The sequence below is a fragment of the Oceanicaulis sp. MMSF_3324 genome, from assembly GCF_030733545.1.
Taxonomy (GTDB): Bacteria; Pseudomonadota; Alphaproteobacteria; order Caulobacterales; family Maricaulaceae; genus Oceanicaulis.
Map to the genome: position 1 here is coordinate 54,461 of NZ_JASHIU010000001.1, position 16,303 is coordinate 70,763.

Annotated in this window: 13 protein-coding genes; 3 read left to right on the forward strand and 10 right to left on the reverse strand. The window is 64.6% G+C overall.

Features of this window, described 5'->3' with window-relative positions:
• Positions 1 to 172: 172 nt before the first annotated feature.
• Positions 173 to 637 carry a DUF1772 domain-containing protein gene (locus RBA95_RS00245; RefSeq protein ID WP_306014762.1) on the reverse strand — a complete coding sequence of 155 codons (465 nt, stop codon included), beginning with the start codon at positions 635 to 637 and terminating at the stop codon, positions 173 to 175.
• 5 nt (positions 638 to 642) lie between these two features.
• A complete protein-coding gene (locus RBA95_RS00250; RefSeq protein ID WP_306014763.1) occupies positions 643 to 1,515 on the reverse strand; it encodes an NmrA family NAD(P)-binding protein in 873 nt (290 codons plus the stop codon).
• A 123-nt stretch (positions 1,516 to 1,638) separates the two neighbouring features.
• Between RBA95_RS00250 and RBA95_RS00255 the strand changes: the two genes are divergently transcribed.
• Together RBA95_RS00255 and RBA95_RS00260 are read left to right on the forward strand one after the other, a co-directional pair.
• Positions 1,639 to 2,232 carry a TetR/AcrR family transcriptional regulator gene (locus RBA95_RS00255; protein WP_306014764.1) on the forward strand — a complete coding sequence of 198 codons (594 nt, stop codon included), beginning with the start codon at positions 1,639 to 1,641 and terminating at the stop codon, positions 2,230 to 2,232.
• Between the two features lie 2 nt (positions 2,233 to 2,234).
• Entirely contained in the window at positions 2,235 to 2,690 is a 456-nt protein-coding gene (locus RBA95_RS00260) for a GNAT family N-acetyltransferase (protein WP_306014765.1), read from the forward strand.
• Here the strand turns inward: RBA95_RS00260 and RBA95_RS00265 are convergent.
• The 5 genes from RBA95_RS00265 to hutI form a co-directional block, all read right to left on the reverse strand.
• Positions 2,679 to 4,034 carry a dicarboxylate/amino acid:cation symporter gene (locus tag RBA95_RS00265; RefSeq protein WP_306014766.1) on the reverse strand — a complete coding sequence of 452 codons (1,356 nt, stop codon included), beginning with the start codon at positions 4,032 to 4,034 and terminating at the stop codon, positions 2,679 to 2,681. The two genes, RBA95_RS00260 and RBA95_RS00265, sit on opposite strands and share 12 nt — an antisense overlap.
• Positions 4,035 to 4,103: 69 nt before the next feature.
• On the reverse strand, positions 4,104 to 5,051 hold the full coding sequence (gene hutG, locus RBA95_RS00270) for a formimidoylglutamase (RefSeq protein ID WP_306014767.1): 948 nt from the start codon (positions 5,049 to 5,051) through the stop codon (positions 4,104 to 4,106).
• A gap of 9 nt (positions 5,052 to 5,060) precedes the next feature.
• Positions 5,061 to 6,728 carry a urocanate hydratase gene (hutU, locus tag RBA95_RS00275; protein ID WP_306014768.1) on the reverse strand — a complete coding sequence of 556 codons (1,668 nt, stop codon included), beginning with the start codon at positions 6,726 to 6,728 and terminating at the stop codon, positions 5,061 to 5,063.
• Positions 6,700 to 8,256 carry a histidine ammonia-lyase gene (gene hutH / locus RBA95_RS00280; RefSeq protein ID WP_306014769.1) on the reverse strand — a complete coding sequence of 519 codons (1,557 nt, stop codon included), beginning with the start codon at positions 8,254 to 8,256 and terminating at the stop codon, positions 6,700 to 6,702. Before hutH ends, hutU begins: the two co-directional genes overlap by 29 nt.
• The gene (gene hutI / locus RBA95_RS00285; RefSeq protein WP_306014770.1) at positions 8,250 to 9,443 is read right to left on the reverse strand and encodes an imidazolonepropionase; all 1,194 of its coding nucleotides are present in this window, start codon (positions 9,441 to 9,443) and stop codon (positions 8,250 to 8,252) included. Before hutI ends, hutH begins: the two co-directional genes overlap by 7 nt.
• Before the next feature lie 96 nt (positions 9,444 to 9,539).
• On the opposite strand from hutI, the gene RBA95_RS00290 reads away from it, so the two are divergent.
• Positions 9,540 to 10,232, forward strand: a complete 693-nt coding sequence (locus RBA95_RS00290; RefSeq protein WP_306014771.1) for a GntR family transcriptional regulator — start codon at positions 9,540 to 9,542, stop codon at positions 10,230 to 10,232.
• Between the two features lie 75 nt (positions 10,233 to 10,307).
• Here the strand turns inward: RBA95_RS00290 and RBA95_RS00295 are convergent, their stop codons facing one another.
• Genes RBA95_RS00295 through RBA95_RS00305 form a run of 3 tightly spaced genes read right to left on the reverse strand, consistent with a single transcriptional unit; the run spans position 10,308 to position 16,189 of the window.
• Positions 10,308 to 11,723 (reverse strand): efflux transporter outer membrane subunit, encoded by a 1,416-nt coding sequence (locus RBA95_RS00295; RefSeq protein ID WP_306014772.1) that lies wholly within the window; start codon positions 11,721 to 11,723, stop codon positions 10,308 to 10,310.
• Positions 11,720 to 14,953: an efflux RND transporter permease subunit gene (locus RBA95_RS00300; protein WP_306014773.1), complete on the reverse strand. Its 3,234-nt coding sequence runs from the start codon at positions 14,951 to 14,953 to the stop codon at positions 11,720 to 11,722. Before RBA95_RS00300 ends, RBA95_RS00295 begins: the two co-directional genes overlap by 4 nt.
• Positions 14,954 to 15,004: 51 nt before the next feature.
• Complete coding sequence (locus RBA95_RS00305; protein WP_306014774.1) at positions 15,005 to 16,189, reverse strand: efflux RND transporter periplasmic adaptor subunit; 1,185 nt, start codon at positions 16,187 to 16,189, stop codon at positions 15,005 to 15,007.
• Positions 16,190 to 16,303: the final 114 nt, after the last annotated feature.

A 16,303-nucleotide genomic window follows, 5' to 3' on the forward strand; every position in this document is an offset into this window, starting at 1 on the left:
GGGGCAAGTCTTCAAACGGGGAAAGCAGCCTCGGTGACAGCATCTTCGCCGAACGCTGGGACCAGGCCGGGCAAGACCACTCCTCCGGGGTCGGAACAGGCTGTGGCGCCGCGAGCAGGGACAGGCTCAGAAAGGCCGGGGCCAGACAAGGTCTCAACGCGCCCTCCTTACGTCAGACCAGTTGCGCGAACGCCAGCACGAACAGGCCAAAGGCCCCGATCGCCCCGACGCTACGAACATGGTTCCAGAGCGTCCATACGCGTTGATACCGATCCCAGACCGCCGCATCCCCGCCCGACGCATCAAGCTGCTTGTTGAGCGGCACATTGCGCACCGCTGTCAGCGCGAAGACCAGCACGCCATAGATCACGGCGCCCGCCCCGATCAGACCGCGCACCTCAGCGCTCACCCCGTCCGGCGCCCAGAACGCCAGAGCGGCGGCAACCGGCGTTGTCAGCATGAAGCCGACCAGAAAGAGCGAGCGATAGATGACCTGATTGATCGCGATCATCGCCCCGGCCCCGCCGTCGGCGCGACCAAGGCCTCGCATTATGAAATCGGAGAAGGCGAGGAAGACCCCGGCGCCCAGCCCTGTCATCATGACCAGGCTCAGCACCATCATCGCATAAAGGCTCATCACCCTCACTCCGCCGGTTCGGAGACCTTGAACGCGCCCGCAGCCGCGGCCCGCCGGGCGAAGGTTTCAAAATCGGTGGGCTTGCGACCCAGCGCCCGTTCCACGCCATCACAGACATGCGCGTTGCGACCGTCAAAGACGGTGCTGAACAGGTAATCCATAAGCCAGACCACTTCGCCGGGCGCGCCCTGGGCCTTGAGCCCGTCCAGAAATGTCGTGTGAGGGATCGGGATATAAGCGATCGGCCGGCCTGCGGCCTTGGACAGGATCTCGGCCATCTCATCAAAGCCCATCAGGCGCGGCCCCGTCACCTCGTAGATTTCACCGGCATGCCCTGCCTCGGTCAGCGCCGTCGCGGCCACTTCGGCGATATCCTCGACATCAATGAAAGGCTCGCGCACATCCGCGCCCGGCAGAGTGATCTGACCGGCCTGGACCATGTCGGCGAAGCCGCCTTCGGTGAAGTTCTGGTTGAACCAGCTTGCCCGCACCACGGTCGCTTCGAGACCGCTCTTCAGGACGATCTGTTCACAGGCCTGGGCCTCGGCCTCTCCCCGCCCCGAAAGCAGAACGAGACGCGTCACGCCCGCGGTCCTGGCGGCCTCGACAAAGCGCGTGATCAGCTCCACCGCGCCGGGCACGGCGAGATCGGGCGAATAGGCGATATAGGCCGCTTTCACATCCTTGAGCACGGCGGGCCAGGTTTGCGGCGCGTTCCAGTCAAACGGGATTTCGGCGCGGCGCGAGCCCAGCCGGATTTCATGGCCGTCTTCGGCCAAACGGGCCGCAACGCGGCTACCGGTCTTGCCCGATGCGCCCGTAACCAGAATGGGCGAGGTGCGCGTGAAGGCGCGACGAACGGACGTGAACAGACTCATATCAAGCTCCTGACGCGTCACTTGACGCAGTGTAAAGTTTACACGATGACAAGTGCCGATTTCTTGACATTGTGTCAAGTCTAATCGAGCCTGATACGTATTGATCCTGACAAGGCGCTTTGAATGGCCGACGCATCCGCAACCCGAACGAAAATTCTGAACGCCTGCCGCACTCTGCTGGAAAGCGACGCCGGGGCCGCCACACGGATGAGCGATGTGGCCAAGGCGGCGGGGGTCAGCCGTCAGGCGGTCTACCTGCACTTCAAGACCCGCGCCGAGCTTCTGATCGCCCTCACCCGGCATATCGACTCGGTGGAGGATGTGGATGACAGGCTCGCCGCCAGCCGCGCCGCGACCGGTCTCGACCGACTTGACGCCTTCATCGACGCCTGGGGCGGCTATATCCCGGTCATCTATCCGGTGGGCCGCGCCCTGATGGCCATGGCGCCAGGCGATGACGCCGCCCGTCTGGCCTGGGAGGACCGCATGACCGCCATGCGCCAGGGGTGCGAGGCCGCGGTCAGGGCGCTTGAAAGCGTTGGCGCCCTCAAGGATGCGCTCACGCTCGAAACCGGAACGGATATGCTCTGGACCTTGCTCTCCGTGCGCAATTGGGAAGCCCTGGTGGAAACCTGCGGCTGGGATCAGAGCCGCTATATCACCGACATGAAAGCGTTGAGCCGGGCCTATCTATGCAAGACGGACAATCACGGATGAGGATGCAATTTCACTTTCGCGCTGCAAGTCAGGACGATCTGGATCCGATCATTGCGCTTCTGGCCGATGACGCGTTGGGACAGACGCGGGAGCGGGTCTCGACGCCCACCGATCCGGCGTATGTCGAGGCCTTCCAGGCGATCAGCGCGGATCCCAACCAGTTGCTCGCCGTCGTCGAGGATGAAGACGGGCTGGCCGGCTGCCTCCAGATCAGCTTCATCCCCGGGCTTTCAAGACTGGGCATGTGGCGCGGCCAGATCGAGAGCGTGCGCATCGCCCGCCGCCTTCGCGGCGCCGGGCTGGGTCGGCAGATGCTGGCATGGGCGATCGAACAATGCCGGGCGCGAGGCTGCGAGCTCGTGCAGCTGACCTCGGACAAGAGCCGGTCTGACGCCCTGCGCTTTTATGAAAGCCTGGGCTTCGTCGCCAGCCATGAAGGCTTCAAGCTAGCCCTTTGAAGGCGTGTCCGTTTCAGGCACAGCCGCCAGCGTGTCCTGTTTCACATCGTCCAGCCAGCGATCCATCACCACGCAAGCGGTCAGATCGCCGGTGACGTTCACCGCCGTGCGGCACATGTCGAGAATCCGGTCAACGCCCAGCAGGATCGCCACGCCCGCCGCCGGAATGCCCATGCCCTGAAGGATGGTGGCCAGAATGATGATGCCGACGCCGGGGGTGGACGGACTGCCAATGCTGGCGCCCACCACCGTCACCACCAGAAGCGTGAACTGGGCAGTCGTCAGATCGACCCCGAACAGCTGGGCGATGAACAGCGCAGCCACCACCTGATACAGCGCGGTGCCATCCATGTTCACCGTCGCCCCCAGCGGAATGACGAAACGGGCGATCGGCGGGGCCACGGCGAGCCGGTCTTCGGCCACGCGCAGCGACAGCGGCATCGTGGCCGCCGAGCTGGAGGTGGAGAAGGCCAGCAATTGCGCCTCGATCACCTTGCCGGCGAAGGCGATCGGATTGCGCCGCCCCAGTATGAAGACGATCACCCAATAGCTGACCAGCAAGGCGCCCAGACCGAGGATGACGGACAGGATGTAGGCCGACAGGCCCACCAGCGCGTCAAAGCCCGCGCGCATGACAAAGTCGGAAATCAGTCCCAGCACGGCAAACGGGGCGAGCCGCATGGCCCAGCCGACGATCTTCATCGCCACTTCCTGCACGGTCTGCAACAGACGGCTCAGCGGCTCGGACCGGTCTGGCCCGATGATCGACATCGCCACCCCGATGAACAAGGCGTAGACCACGATCTGGAGCATGTTCCCCGTCAGCATCGCGTTATCGATATTGGCGGGCACCAGATTGGCGATCTGGTCTGGCACCGACGCCATGGCGGCCGGCGCCTCCACAAACTCTGCCCCTTCACCGCCCGTGGCAGCGGTGAAACGCGCCCCGTCGATGAACTGGCCCGGTTTTATGGTCGTTGCGACCAGCGCGCCCAGGAGCACCGCCAGGGTGGTCGTACCGATGAAATAGGGGGCAATCCGGAACCCCACCTTGCGCAGGAAGGCCGGATCCCCGGCCGAGGTCAGCCCGAGAATGATCGAGGTGACCACCAGCGGGATCACCACCATCTGGATGACATTGAGAAAAAGCTGTCCGGGCAGGCGCAACCAGTCCGCCCAATACTCGGCGGCCTCAGGGCTTAACGAAAGCGGACCATCCGTTTGCGGCGAGAGCATGAGGCCCAGCGCGACGCCGACCCCCATCGCCACCAGGATTTGCGCCCATAATCGGGATTCGATCAGTCCGCTGATATCGCGGACTCGCAGATTGCGCCGGACATTCATGGGCGAGCTCGCAAGACCAATATCGCCATAGAGCCGCGCCCGGCCGGACCTGACAAGACCCGAACGCGTCTAGGTCGGTGCGTCCGATGCGCTCATCAACACGCGCCGCGCCAGCACGGCGGCGGTCTTCGCCGTCACGCCATCGCGATCATGGGCGGGCGACAATTCCACAAGATCGGCCAAAGCCAGCTTGGTTCTTGCGCCGTCCAATGAGGTGAGGACGAAGCTCACAATCTGTTCGATCGTGGCGAAGGGCACGCCGCGGGCGGCCGGCGCGCTGACGCCCGGCGCCTGGAAATGGCTCATCACGTCGATGTCGATGGTGAGGTAGAGATAGTCATTGCGCATCATGAGATCGGAGATGGCGGCATGGGCCGCGTGCGGATCCGCAATCAACTCATGATCGCTGACCAGGCCCACATTCCAGTCCTGCGCCCGTGTCATCAGCGCCTGGGTGTTCGCCTCCTCGGCATAACCCACGCACAGATAGTCGAACCGCTCAGGGTCCAGCGCGCGGATCTGGGCGAAGGGCGTGCCCGACGAGCCGCCCGCCTCGCCTGGAAGCCGCAGATCAAGATGAGCGTCGAGATTGAGGATGCCGATCCGCGCCTGGGGGAAGGCTTTCCTGAGCCCTGCGTATGAAGCGAAGGCGGTTTCATGCCCGCCCCCCATCACCAGAAGGCGCTCATGATCGGCAAGCGCGTCGGCAATGGCGTTCGCCAGCGTCTCCTGGCCAGCCTCCAGCGCATCCCCCTCAACTGTCACATCCCCCAGATCCGAAAACGGCGGAGCATCAACAGGCGCAGAGAGATTGGCGAGCGCCTGACGCAAGGCGGCGGGGCCGTCCTTGGCGCCGATCCGGCCTTTATTGCGTTTCACCCCCGCATCACACGCAAAGCCGATCACGGCGCGTTTTGCGCCAGGCTGGACCCGCTGGTGCAGACGGATCGCCTCGGGCCCGTCTTCAGGGTCCACGCGTCCGGTCCAGTCCGGGGCAGGCGTGCGGGTAACGCTCATGGCTGGCTCCTAAAGGATGCCGGGCAGGTTGAGCCCGGTCTCACGCGCGCAGTCGAGGGCGATCTCGTATCCGGCGTCCGCATGGCGCATGACGCCGGTGGCGGGGTCATTCCACAGCACATTGGCGAGGCGCTTGTCGGCGGCCTCGCTGCCATCGCAGCAGATCACCATGCCCGAATGCTGGGAGAAACCCATGCCCACGCCACCGCCATGGTGCAGGCTGACCCAGGTCGCGCCGCTGGCGGTATTCAGAAGCGCGTTCAGAAGCGGCCAGTCGGACACGGCGTCCGAGCCATCCTTCATGGCTTCGGTTTCGCGGTTGGGCGAGGCGACAGAGCCGGAATCAAGATGGTCCCGTCCGATCACCACCGGCGCTTTCAGCTCGCCGGTGCGGACCATTTCATTGAAGGCGAGGCCCAGGCGATGGCGCTGGCCCAGCCCTACCCAGCAGATGCGCGCGGGCAGGCCCTGAAAGCTGATGCGCTCGCGCGCCATATCGAGCCATTGATGAAGATGAGGATCATCAGGGATCAGCTCCTTCACCTTGGCGTCGGTCTTGTAGATGTCCTCAGGATCGCCCGAGAGCGCCGCCCAGCGGAACGGGCCGACGCCGCGACAAAAGAGCGGGCGAATATAGGCCGGGACGAAGCCAGGAAAGTCAAAGGCGTTGGCAACGCCCTCTTCCAGCGCCACCTGGCGGATATTGTTGCCGTAATCGAGCGTGGGCACGCCGTCAGCATGAAAGGCCAGCATGGCTTCCACATGGGTTTTCATGCTGGCGCGCGCGGCCGCCTCGACCTTTTTCGGGTCACGTTCACGCGCATCGCGCCATTGCGCCACGCTCCAGCCGGCCGGCAAATAGCCATTGACCGGGTCATGGGCGCTGGTCTGGTCGGTCAACATGTCCGGACGCACGCCGCGGGCATAGAGCTCGGGAACGATCTCGGCGGCATTGCCCAGAAGGCCCACCGATTTGGCTTCCCCCGCCTGGGTCCAGCGCTCGATCATCGCGAGCGCCTCGTCCACAGAGGTCGCTTTCTCGTCCACATAACCGGTGCGCAGGCGGAAATCGATGCGGGTCTCGTCGCATTCGATCGCGAGACAACACGCCCCCGCCATCACGGCGGCCAGCGGCTGGGCGCCGCCCATCCCCCCGAGCCCCGCCGTCAAGATCCAGCGCCCCTTGAGGTCGCCGTCATAATGCTGGCGACCGGCCTCGACGAAGGTTTCGTACGTACCCTGAACAATGCCCTGGGTGCCGATATAGATCCACGAGCCCGCGGTCATCTGGCCGTACATGGCCAGGCCCTTCTTATCGAGCTCGTTGAAATGGTCCCAATTGGCCCAATGCGGCACCAGATTGGAGTTGGCGATCAATACGCGCGGCGCATTCTCATGGGTGCGGAACACCCCGACCGGCTTGCCGGATTGTACGAGCAAGGTCTCGTCATCGTTGAGCTTTTTCAGGCTCTCGACGATTTTGTCAAAGCTGTTCCAATCCCGCGCCGCACGGCCAATGCCGCCATAGACCACAAGCTCGTCCGGGTTCTCGGCCACATCTGGGTGAAGATTGTTCATCAGCATACGGAGCGGCGCCTCGGTCAGCCAGGATTTGGCGTTGAGCTCGGTCCCGACCGGGGGGCGGACTTCACGGGCATTCTGACGGCGATCGGTCATCACAGGCTCTCCAGTCTGACGTGTTCACCCCGGCGGCCTTGAGCAGCGCGTCGCCGCGCACGAGGCGCGCGGACGCTTCCAGATCGGGGGCGAGATAACGGTCTTGCAAAAGCGGTTTGATCTCGGCGTTGAAGACCTCGATCACTGCCCGCAGCGGGGCGCTGGTCTTCAGGGGCGCGCGGAAGCGCACGCCCTCGGCGGCGCAGAACAGCTCGATGCCGAGAATGTGGAACAGGTTTGCGGTCATCCGCATCAGGCGGCGCGCGCCATGGGCGGCCATGCTGACATGGTCTTCCTGATTGGCGGAGGTGGGCGTGGAATCCGTCGAACACGGATTGGCGAGATGCTTGTTCTCGCTCATCAACGCTGCGCTGGTCACTTCCGCGATCATGAGGCCGGAATTGAGCCCCGGATCCGCGGCCAGGAAGGGCGGCAGGTCAAAGCTGAGCGTGGGATCAACCAGAAGCGCAATGCGCCGCTGGGCGATGGCGCCGATTTCCGACACGGCGAGCGCGATCATGTCCGCCGCGAACGCCACCGGTTCGGCATGGAAATTCCCGCCCGACACGATCACGCCCTCATCCGCGAGCACCAACGGATTGTCGGTCGCGGCGTTGGCTTCGCGTTCGAGCATGCGGGCGGCATTGTCCAGCATGTCCATCGCCGCGCCCACCACTTGGGGCTGGCAGCGCATGCAATATGGATCCTGAACCCGCGGGTCGTCGGTGCGATGGGACTGACGGATCTCGCTGTCTTCGAGCAAGTTTCGCATCACCCGCGCCGCTGCGATCTGGCCCGGCTGGCCCCGCAGGGTATGGATTTCCTCCAGCAAGGGCGCGGTCGAGGCCATCGCCGCATCAATGCTGAGGGCACAGGTGACCAACGCCGTCCGAGCGGCCTGACGCGCTTCGAACAGGCCCGCCAACGCGTAGGCCGTCGAGAACTGGGTGCCATTGATCAGCGCCAGCCCTTCCTTGGGGCCCAGCACCACCGGGGTCAGTCCAGCCGTCTCAAGGGCCTTGGCCCCGGACAGCACTTCACCGCGATAGCGCGCCTGCCCCTCGCCGATCATCACCGCCGCCATATGCGCGAGCGGCGCCAGATCGCCCGACGCCCCGACCGAGCCTTGCGCCGGGACCACCGGCAGAACGCCCTTGCCCAGCATGGCTTCCAGAAGATCAATCAACTCTTCGCGCACACCCGAAGCGCCCCGGCCCAGCGAGATCAGCTTGAGGCTGATCATCAGGCGGACAATGGCGTCGGGCGTTTCTTCCCCTACCCCGCAGCAATGAGACAGGATCAGATTGCGTTGCAACGCAGCGGTGTCATCCGGCGCGATGCGGATCGAGGCGAGCTTGCCGAAGCCGGTATTGACGCCATAGACAGCCTCATCGCCCAGGGCGGCGGCTTTGACCTGCTCGGCGGAACGGCGCACGCCCTTCCGGGCTGTGGGATCAAGGCGGATATCGCCGCCTTCACGCCAGATATGTTCAAGTTCGTTGAGTGTGACAGAACCGGGCGTCAGCACGCTTCGCCTCCCAGATAACGGGCATGGAGCGGGGCATCGCCCATGCGATAGGTGAGTTCAGCCGGATCGGTGACATCCCATATGGCGAGATCCGCAAGGCAGCCCGGCGCCAAGCGACCGAGATCGTCCCGCGCCAGCGCTTTTGCGGCGTTCACGGTCACGCCCTTGAGCGCCTCTTCCGGGGTCAGCCCGAAGAAGGTCGCGCTCATATTCATCGCCAGCAGGAGCGAGGTCATGGGTGAGGAGCCGGGATTGGAGTCCGTCGACACCGCCATGGGCACGCCCGCACAGCGGAAGCCCTCGATCGGCGGCTTGCGAGTTTCCTTCAGGAAGTAGAATGCGCCTGGCAGCATGACCGCCACGCTGCCCGCCTTGGCCAGGGCGGCGATATCGTCGTCCGAAATATATTCCAGATGCTCGACAGACTTGGCGCCATAGCGCGCCGCCAGCGCGGCGCCGCCCTGATCGGAGAGCTGTTCGGCATGCAGTTTCACCGGCAGGCCCAGTTCGGTGGCCGCACCAAAGACCCGTTCGATCTGGGCAGGCGTGAAGGCGATGGATTCACAAAACCCGTCCACCATATCGACGAGCCCTTCAGAGGCGGCCTCTTTCAGGGTGGGGATGCAAACGGTGTCGATATAGGCATCCGCGTCCATGCCTTTGGGGATGGCGTGAGCGCCCAGAAAGCTCGTCACGATGCGCACCGGGCGCAGCTCGCCCAGACGACGCGAGACCCGCAATTGCTTGAGCTCGGTGTCGCGATCCAGGCCATAACCGGATTTGATCTCGACCGTGGTGACGCCGTCCGCGATCAGGCGATCAAGACGCACCAGCGCCTGCTCTATCAACGTCGCCTCGCTGGCTTCCCGCGTGGCTGCGACGGTCGAGACGATGCCGCCGCCCGCCTTTGAGATCTCGGCATAGCTGGCGCCCGACTGGCGCATCTCGAACTCGCGCGCCCGGCTGCCGCCATAGACCAGATGAGTGTGGCAATCGATGAGGCCCGGCGTGACAAGCCGTCCGCCCAGCGATGTCGGCTCCAGAGCCTGATGGCGCGCGGGCAGATCCGATTGCGGACCGGCATAGAGGATCTGGTCCCCCTCCAGCACCAGGGCGCCCCGAGCGATACGGCCATAGGGCGCAGGGGCGTCAAACCCGGCAAGCACAAGATCGGTCAGCAGTTTCATGGATCGCTCATTGTCAGCTTCAATATGTCTATACATATTAAGGGGCGGGATCAAGATGGGCTTTGCTGAAACGCGAACCCGTCATAAAAGGACGCCATGCATCCTTACGAATCCATCCGCACAGAGATGTTGCGCCGTATCAATGATCAGAGCTGGCCGGCGGGGTTCACCCTGCCGCGCGAAGAGGATCTGGCCGAGGAGTTCGGCGTCGCGCGCGGCACGATCCGGCGCGCCCTCGCCAGCCTGTCAGAGGCGGGTCTGATCGAGCGCAAACGCCGTGCGGGCACACGCGTCGTCGACCGGCGCGGTCATCGCTCCACACTGACCATCCCGATCGTGCGCCATGAAATCGAGGCCCGGGGCGGTCAGTATGGCTACCGGCTGATCTGTGTGGATGAGGCCGCCGCCTCGCCGCTGGACAAGACGCTGTTTGAAGGCGCGCCCCTGCGCCATGTGCGCTGCCTGCATTTGAGCGATGATAAGCCGTTCCAGCTTGAGGACCGCCTGATCAATCTGGACGCGGTGCCCGACGCCGCCGACGAAACCTTTGACACGATCAGCCCCAATGAATGGCTGGTCCAGCGCGCCCCCTATTCCTTCATCCGCACGGGCCTGCGCGCGGAACTGGCCCATCAGATCGATCAGGACCATCTGGGACTCAAGGCGGGCGCGCCGGTCTTCGTGATCGAGCGGCAGACCCGTTTCCGCGATGCGCCGCTGACCTCGGTCCGTCTGTCGAACCGCGCGGACGAGTTCGAGATCGTCACCGAATCCGGCGACCTGCTCTAGGCCCTGAATCAAGAAGGCCGCGCTCATGGGGGGACATCCAGCGCGGCCTTCGTCACGTTTTCAATGCGCCCGGACTTATTCGTCGCCGGTTTCAGTCCAGCGACCGCCCAGAGCCATGAAAACGTCCACTTCGGAACTCGCCGCCGCCGCATCGGAATTGGCCAGCGCCGTTTCCGCATTGGCGAGGGTCCGCTCCGCGTCCAGAACCGCGATATAGCTCTCCGACCCCGCCTGATAACGGATACGCGCGAGCCGGGCGGCTTCCGCTGCGGCGTCGCGCGCCACTTCCAGTGACTGGCGGCGCTGACGCTCCGCCGCAAATACCGTCAATGCGGTCTCGGTTTCCTGAAGCGCTTCGAGCACGGCCTGATCAAAGCCCGCAAGCGCGATTTGCGCACCGGCCTCGGCCTGACGCAAACGCGCCCGGGCGGCGGCCTGGTTGGGGAAGCTCCAGGAAATGAGCGGGCCGAGCGAGACGGACAGGCTGTCCTCATCGCCCAGATCGCCAAGCTCGAACGCCGTGCTGGTGATCGAACCGCCCAGCGTCACGGACGGATAGAGCTGGGCGACGGAGACGCCCACACGCGCGGATGCGGCGTCGAGCCGGGCTTCCGCCTCGCGCACATCGGGACGACGGGCCAGAAGGCTCGCCACATCCCCGACGGCGATCGGCCCGTCCAGGCGAGGCGCGGCGTCACACGCCGGAATCACGGCGCGCATTTCAGACGGCGTGCGCCCGGTCAGGGTCGCCAGGCGAAAGACGGCGGCGTCCCGGGACGCGCGCAAGGAGGGCAATTCGGCGCGGCTGGTTTCGAGCCGGCTTTGCGCCTGCACCACATCCAGCCGCAAACCACGGCCAGCGTCGTACAGCCGCTCGGTCAGGTCGAGCGATTGTTCGGCGAGGGCCACATTGTTCTCGCCCACACTGACCAGACGCGTGCCTGCACAATAATCCGCCCAGGCGCGTGCGGTTTCACCCGCCACCAGAATGGCGGCGGCGTCACGGGCGGCTTCGGCGGCGACCACATCCTGACGGGCGGCGCGGATGGCGTTGCGCACCCGGCCGAACAGATCGACCTGCCAGCTGGTGGAGAAGCCGGCGCTGTATTGTTCGCCGTCATATCCGCCCTGGTTTTGCGGCTGCTCCACATAGCCGCCCTGAGCCGACAGCTCGGTGGAGGGCAGACGAGCGGAACGCGCTTCGCCGAGGCTGGCGCGGACCTGGTCAAGGGAAGCGACGGCCTGCGCCAGGGAATTGTTGTTCTCCAGCGCGTCCGTGATCAGCCCGTCCAGTTCCGGGCTGTCATAGAGCCGCCACCACATCGCGTCAGGCTCGGCCTGAGCAAGGGACGGCTCATCAGACGCCGAGACCAGCCCGCCGCCCAGACGTCCGTCCAGAGTGGAATCAGACAGGTCGGGCTGCCCGGTCGTGGCGCACGCGGTCAGAACCAGCGTGCTCGTCATCATGAGGGTCAGGGTTTTCAAGGTCATGAGCGACCTCCTTCCTGATCGGCGCTTTCCGCGCCGGGATCATTGTCAGACAGCCAATAGTCCGGATCGGTGGAGCCACTGGGACCTTGGGGCATCAGCCCGGACAGCCAGCGCCCCACCACGTAGAAGACCGGCGTGAACATCAGGCCGAACACGGTCACCCCGATCATGCCGGAGAATACCGCGATCCCGAGCGCTTCGCGCATTTCCGAGCCCGCCCCGTGCGAGAACGCCAGAGGCGTCACGCCGAAGATGAACGCGAAGGAGGTCATCAGGATCGGACGCAACCGCACGCGGGCGCCGGCGACAGCCGCCTCCTGCGGGCCGTTCTGATCGCGGTCTTCAGCCTGCTTGGCGAACTCGACAAGCAGGATGGCGTTTTTCGCCGCCAGCGCGATCAGCACCACAAGGCCGACCTGGGTCAGGATATTGTTGTCAGACCCGGCCAGATTGACCCCGATCATCGCCGCCAGAACGCACATGGGCACGATGAAGATCACCGCCCAGGGCAGGGTGAAGGCTTCATACTGGGCCGCCAGCACCAGGAAGACGAAGACCACGGCGAGGCCAAAGATCATCAGGCCTGAATTGCCCGCCGCCTTCTGCTGATAAGCGAGTTCGGTCCACTCATAGCTGACGCCGTCGGGCAGAACCTGATCGGCCAGGGCCTCCATGGACGCCAGGGCCTGACCGGTGGACACGCCCGGCGCCGCCTGGCCCTGCAGCTCGATGGTCGGGAACAGGTTGTGACGCACGACGCGCACAGGCCCGGAGTTCTCCTGGATCTGGGCGATCGCGGAAATCGGCACCATGCCGCCCGACGCAGACCGCACGCGCAGCTGAGCGAGGTCGGAGACGTCATTGCGGAATTCCGCATCCGCCTGCGCCATCACCCGGAAGGTCCGCCCCACAAAGTTGAAGTCATTCACATAGGTCGAGCCCATATACGCCCCCAACGTCTCGTAGACATCGGCTGGCTGAACGCCGAGCTGGAAGGCCAGCTCGCGATCCACATTCACATCGATGCGCGGGGCATTGGTGTTGAAGCTCGTGTAGACCTGCGTGACGTTCGGGTTCTCCTGAGCCGCGCCCATCATGGCGAAGGTGGCGTTCTGAAGCTCGGCATAGCTTTGCCCTTCGCGCCCCTGGATCATCATCTTGAAGCCGCCGCCATTGCCCAGGCCCTGGACCGCCGGAGGCGCGATGATGAAGGCGCCGCCTTCGGGGATCGCCATGTTGATCGTGCCCGTCAGCTGCTGGCTGAGCTGGACCGCCGACATGCCCGGATGGTGCTCGCGCTCGGCGAAATCATCGAGCCGGATGAAGATGGTGCCTGCATTGGACGCCGGTGAGAAACTGGCGCCGTCCAGGCCCACAATGGCCGCGGTGGTGCTGACCCCGTCCGTGCTCAAAAGCACGTCCTGGGCCGCCTGCATCACGGTATCGGTGCGATCGAGCGACGCGCCAGGCGGAAGCTGGATAACGCCGATCAGGAAGCCCTGATCCTGTTCGGGAATGAACCCGGTCGGGGTTTCGGCAAGCCGCCACCCCGTCATGGCCAGGAGCCCGGCATAGGCGATCAGCATCACCGTCACCAGGCGCACCAGACGTCCGGTCAGACGACCATAGCGATCCGACAGCCAGTCGAACCCGGCATTGAACTTGTTCGCCGCAAAGCGCAGCGGCGCCAGCCAGCGCGGGCCCTGCTCGTCCTCCTTGTGCGGTTTGAGGATCAGGGCGGAGAGCGCGGGTGACAGGGTGAGCGAGATGATGAGCGAGATCACCGCCGAGGTGGCCACGGCCACTGCGAACTGGCGATAGAAGATGCCCGGAATGCCCGGCACCAGCGCGGTCGGTACGAACACCGACACCAGCACCAGCGTCATCGCGATCAGCGCGCCGCTGACCTCCTTCATGGACTGGTGGGCCGCTTTCCGGGGCGACAGCCCCTCGCGCATCAGGCGTTCGACGTTCTCCACCACGATGATGGCGTCATCGACCACGATGCCCACAGCCAGCACCAGCGCGAAGAGAGATAGCGAGTTGATCGAGAAGCCCAGCGCCAGCTGAACGGCGAACACGCCGATGATGGACACCGGGATCGCCACGATCGGGATCACCGCCGCGCGCCAGTTCTGCAGGAAGATCACGATGACCAGGACGACAAGGAAGACCGCCTCGATCAGCGTGCGCTGCACCGCGGAGACCGACGCCTCGACAAATTCGGTGGGGTTGTAGGGAATGAAGTATTCCATTCCCTCGGGGAAGTCGGCGGAGGCTTCGTCCAGCGCTTCCAGCGCCGCATTGGCGGCGTCCAGCGCATTGGCGCCCGGTTGCTGAATGATGGCCATGGCCACGCCCGGATCACCGCCGAAATAGCCCTTGATGGAATAGTCTTCCTCGGCCAGCTCGATCCGCGCCACATCGCGCAGATGGGTCAGCTGGCCATTCTCGCCGCGCTTGACGATGACATTGCCGAACTCTTCGGTATTCATCAGGCGGCCCTGAACGGAAATCGCCTGCTGAAACTCGGCCGGATTGTTCTCGTCAAACGGGGGTTGGCCCAGAGAGCCGCCCGCCGCCTGGATATTCTGGCGTTGAAGCGCGGCGACCACGTCACCGGCGGTCATGTCATGCGCGGCGGCCCGATCAGGGTCGATCCAGACACGCATGGCGTAATTGCCGCCGCCAAAGGTCTGCACATTGGAAATGCCTTCCAGGCGCAGCAGTCGATCACGCAGTGTGGTGTTGGCGTAGTTTCCGAGAAAAGTCTTGTCGAGGGAGTCATCAGGCGAGATCAGCGCCGCGATCAGCAAGAAGCCCTGCGATTGCTGGTTCACCTGAACCCCGCGCAGGCGCACCTGTTCGGGCAGGCGCGGTTCGGCGCGGTTCACACGGTTCTGCACCAGCACCTGGGCCGTATCGAGATCGGTGCCGGGCTGGAAGGTGACGGTCAGGCCGACCTGGCCCGACGCGGTGGCCGAGGAGGTCATGTACAACATGCCCTCGACCCCGTTGATTTCCTGCTCCAGCGGCGCGGCGACCTGTTCAGCCAGGTCTTCGGCCGTGGCCCCGGGATAACTCGCCTGCACCTCGATGGTGGGAGGGGCGATTTCGGGATACTGCGACAAGGGCAGCGACGGATAGGCGAACAGGCCGATCAGGGTGATGAACACCGCGATCACGAGCGAAAAGATCGGCCGCTCTATGAAGAAATGTGAAAGGCGCATGTGCGGTCTTTCCAGACTTAAAGGGGGATGGGACCTGACGGGGTGCGCGCGCTATTGCGCAATGCGCGCACTGCCCGCCGGCCGGGTTTGAAGCGTGGAACCGGACTGCGCCTGCACGGGCTCGTGAGCGATCTCAGCCCCCGGACGCACCTGGACCTGGGTCCCCGGACGCAGATTCTGCAGCCCGCTGACCAGCACCGGCGTCTGGGGCGTCAGACCATGGACCACCTGAAGATTGTCCACGGCCGGGCCCAGCGTCACCGATTGCTGGGCGGCGACATCGTCTTCGCCCAGCACGAACACATAGCGACGCGTGGCGTCAGAGAAGATCACGGTCTTGGGCACCAGAAGCGCCTCATAGGGAGCGGAGCCGCGCACCCGGATCGTGCCCAGCATGCCCGGGCGGATCAGACCGTCTTCATTGTCGAATTCGGCCCGCATCAGAATCGAACCCGTGCCCGCCTCGACCGCGTTGTCGATGAAGTTCAGCACGCCGTCATGGGTGAATTCGGTCTCGTCCTGCAAACGCACCTGGACCGGCGCGCCCAGACCAGCGCCCTCTTCACGCTGATAGCGCAGGAAAATGCTTTCAGACGCATAGAAGGGGAATTGAAGCGGGTCGGTCTGCACCACGGTGATCATGGGGTCGCCCGCCGCCGAGACGAGGTCGCCGGGATCCACTGTACGCTGGGACAGGCGCCCGGAAATGGGGGAGCGGATTTCGGTATATTCCAGCTCAAGCGCCGCCGATTGCGCGTCCGCCTGCGCCGCCGCATAGGCCGCCTGCGCGGTCGCGGAGGCGGTGCGGGCCTGCTCGAGTTCTTCCTCGGAAATGGCGTCCGCTTCGCGCAAGCGCTCTGCGCGGTTGAGATCGGCCTGGGCCTGGTCCCGCGTGGCGCGCGCCTGCAGGGCGCGCCCCCGCGCGGCGTTGGCCGTCGCCTGATACGGACGCTGGTCGAGCGTGAACAGAAGATCGCCCTCTTCCACAAGAGCGCCATCTTCCACATGCACGTCTTGCAGATAGCCGCTGACGCGCGCCCGTATGGTCACCTGTTGCGGGGACTCAAAACGACCCGTGAATTCATCCCAGTCCGCCACCTCAAGGCTGAGCGGCTGGGCCGTCTGAACCACCGGTGCGGGCGGTGCGTTGTTTTCCTCGGCGGGCGCTTCGGCGCAGGCTGAAATGAAAACGAGCGCCGCAATCGCGGCGCCAGGGAGGCCTAAACGAAATGACATGGGGGAGGACCTTCCGTTATGTGCGTATTACGTCTTTTGCTTTTGTCATCGGTTGATGACATATTGTGCAGCGCACACTAGATGTCAACAGCTGAAGACATGAGAACTGTTCTC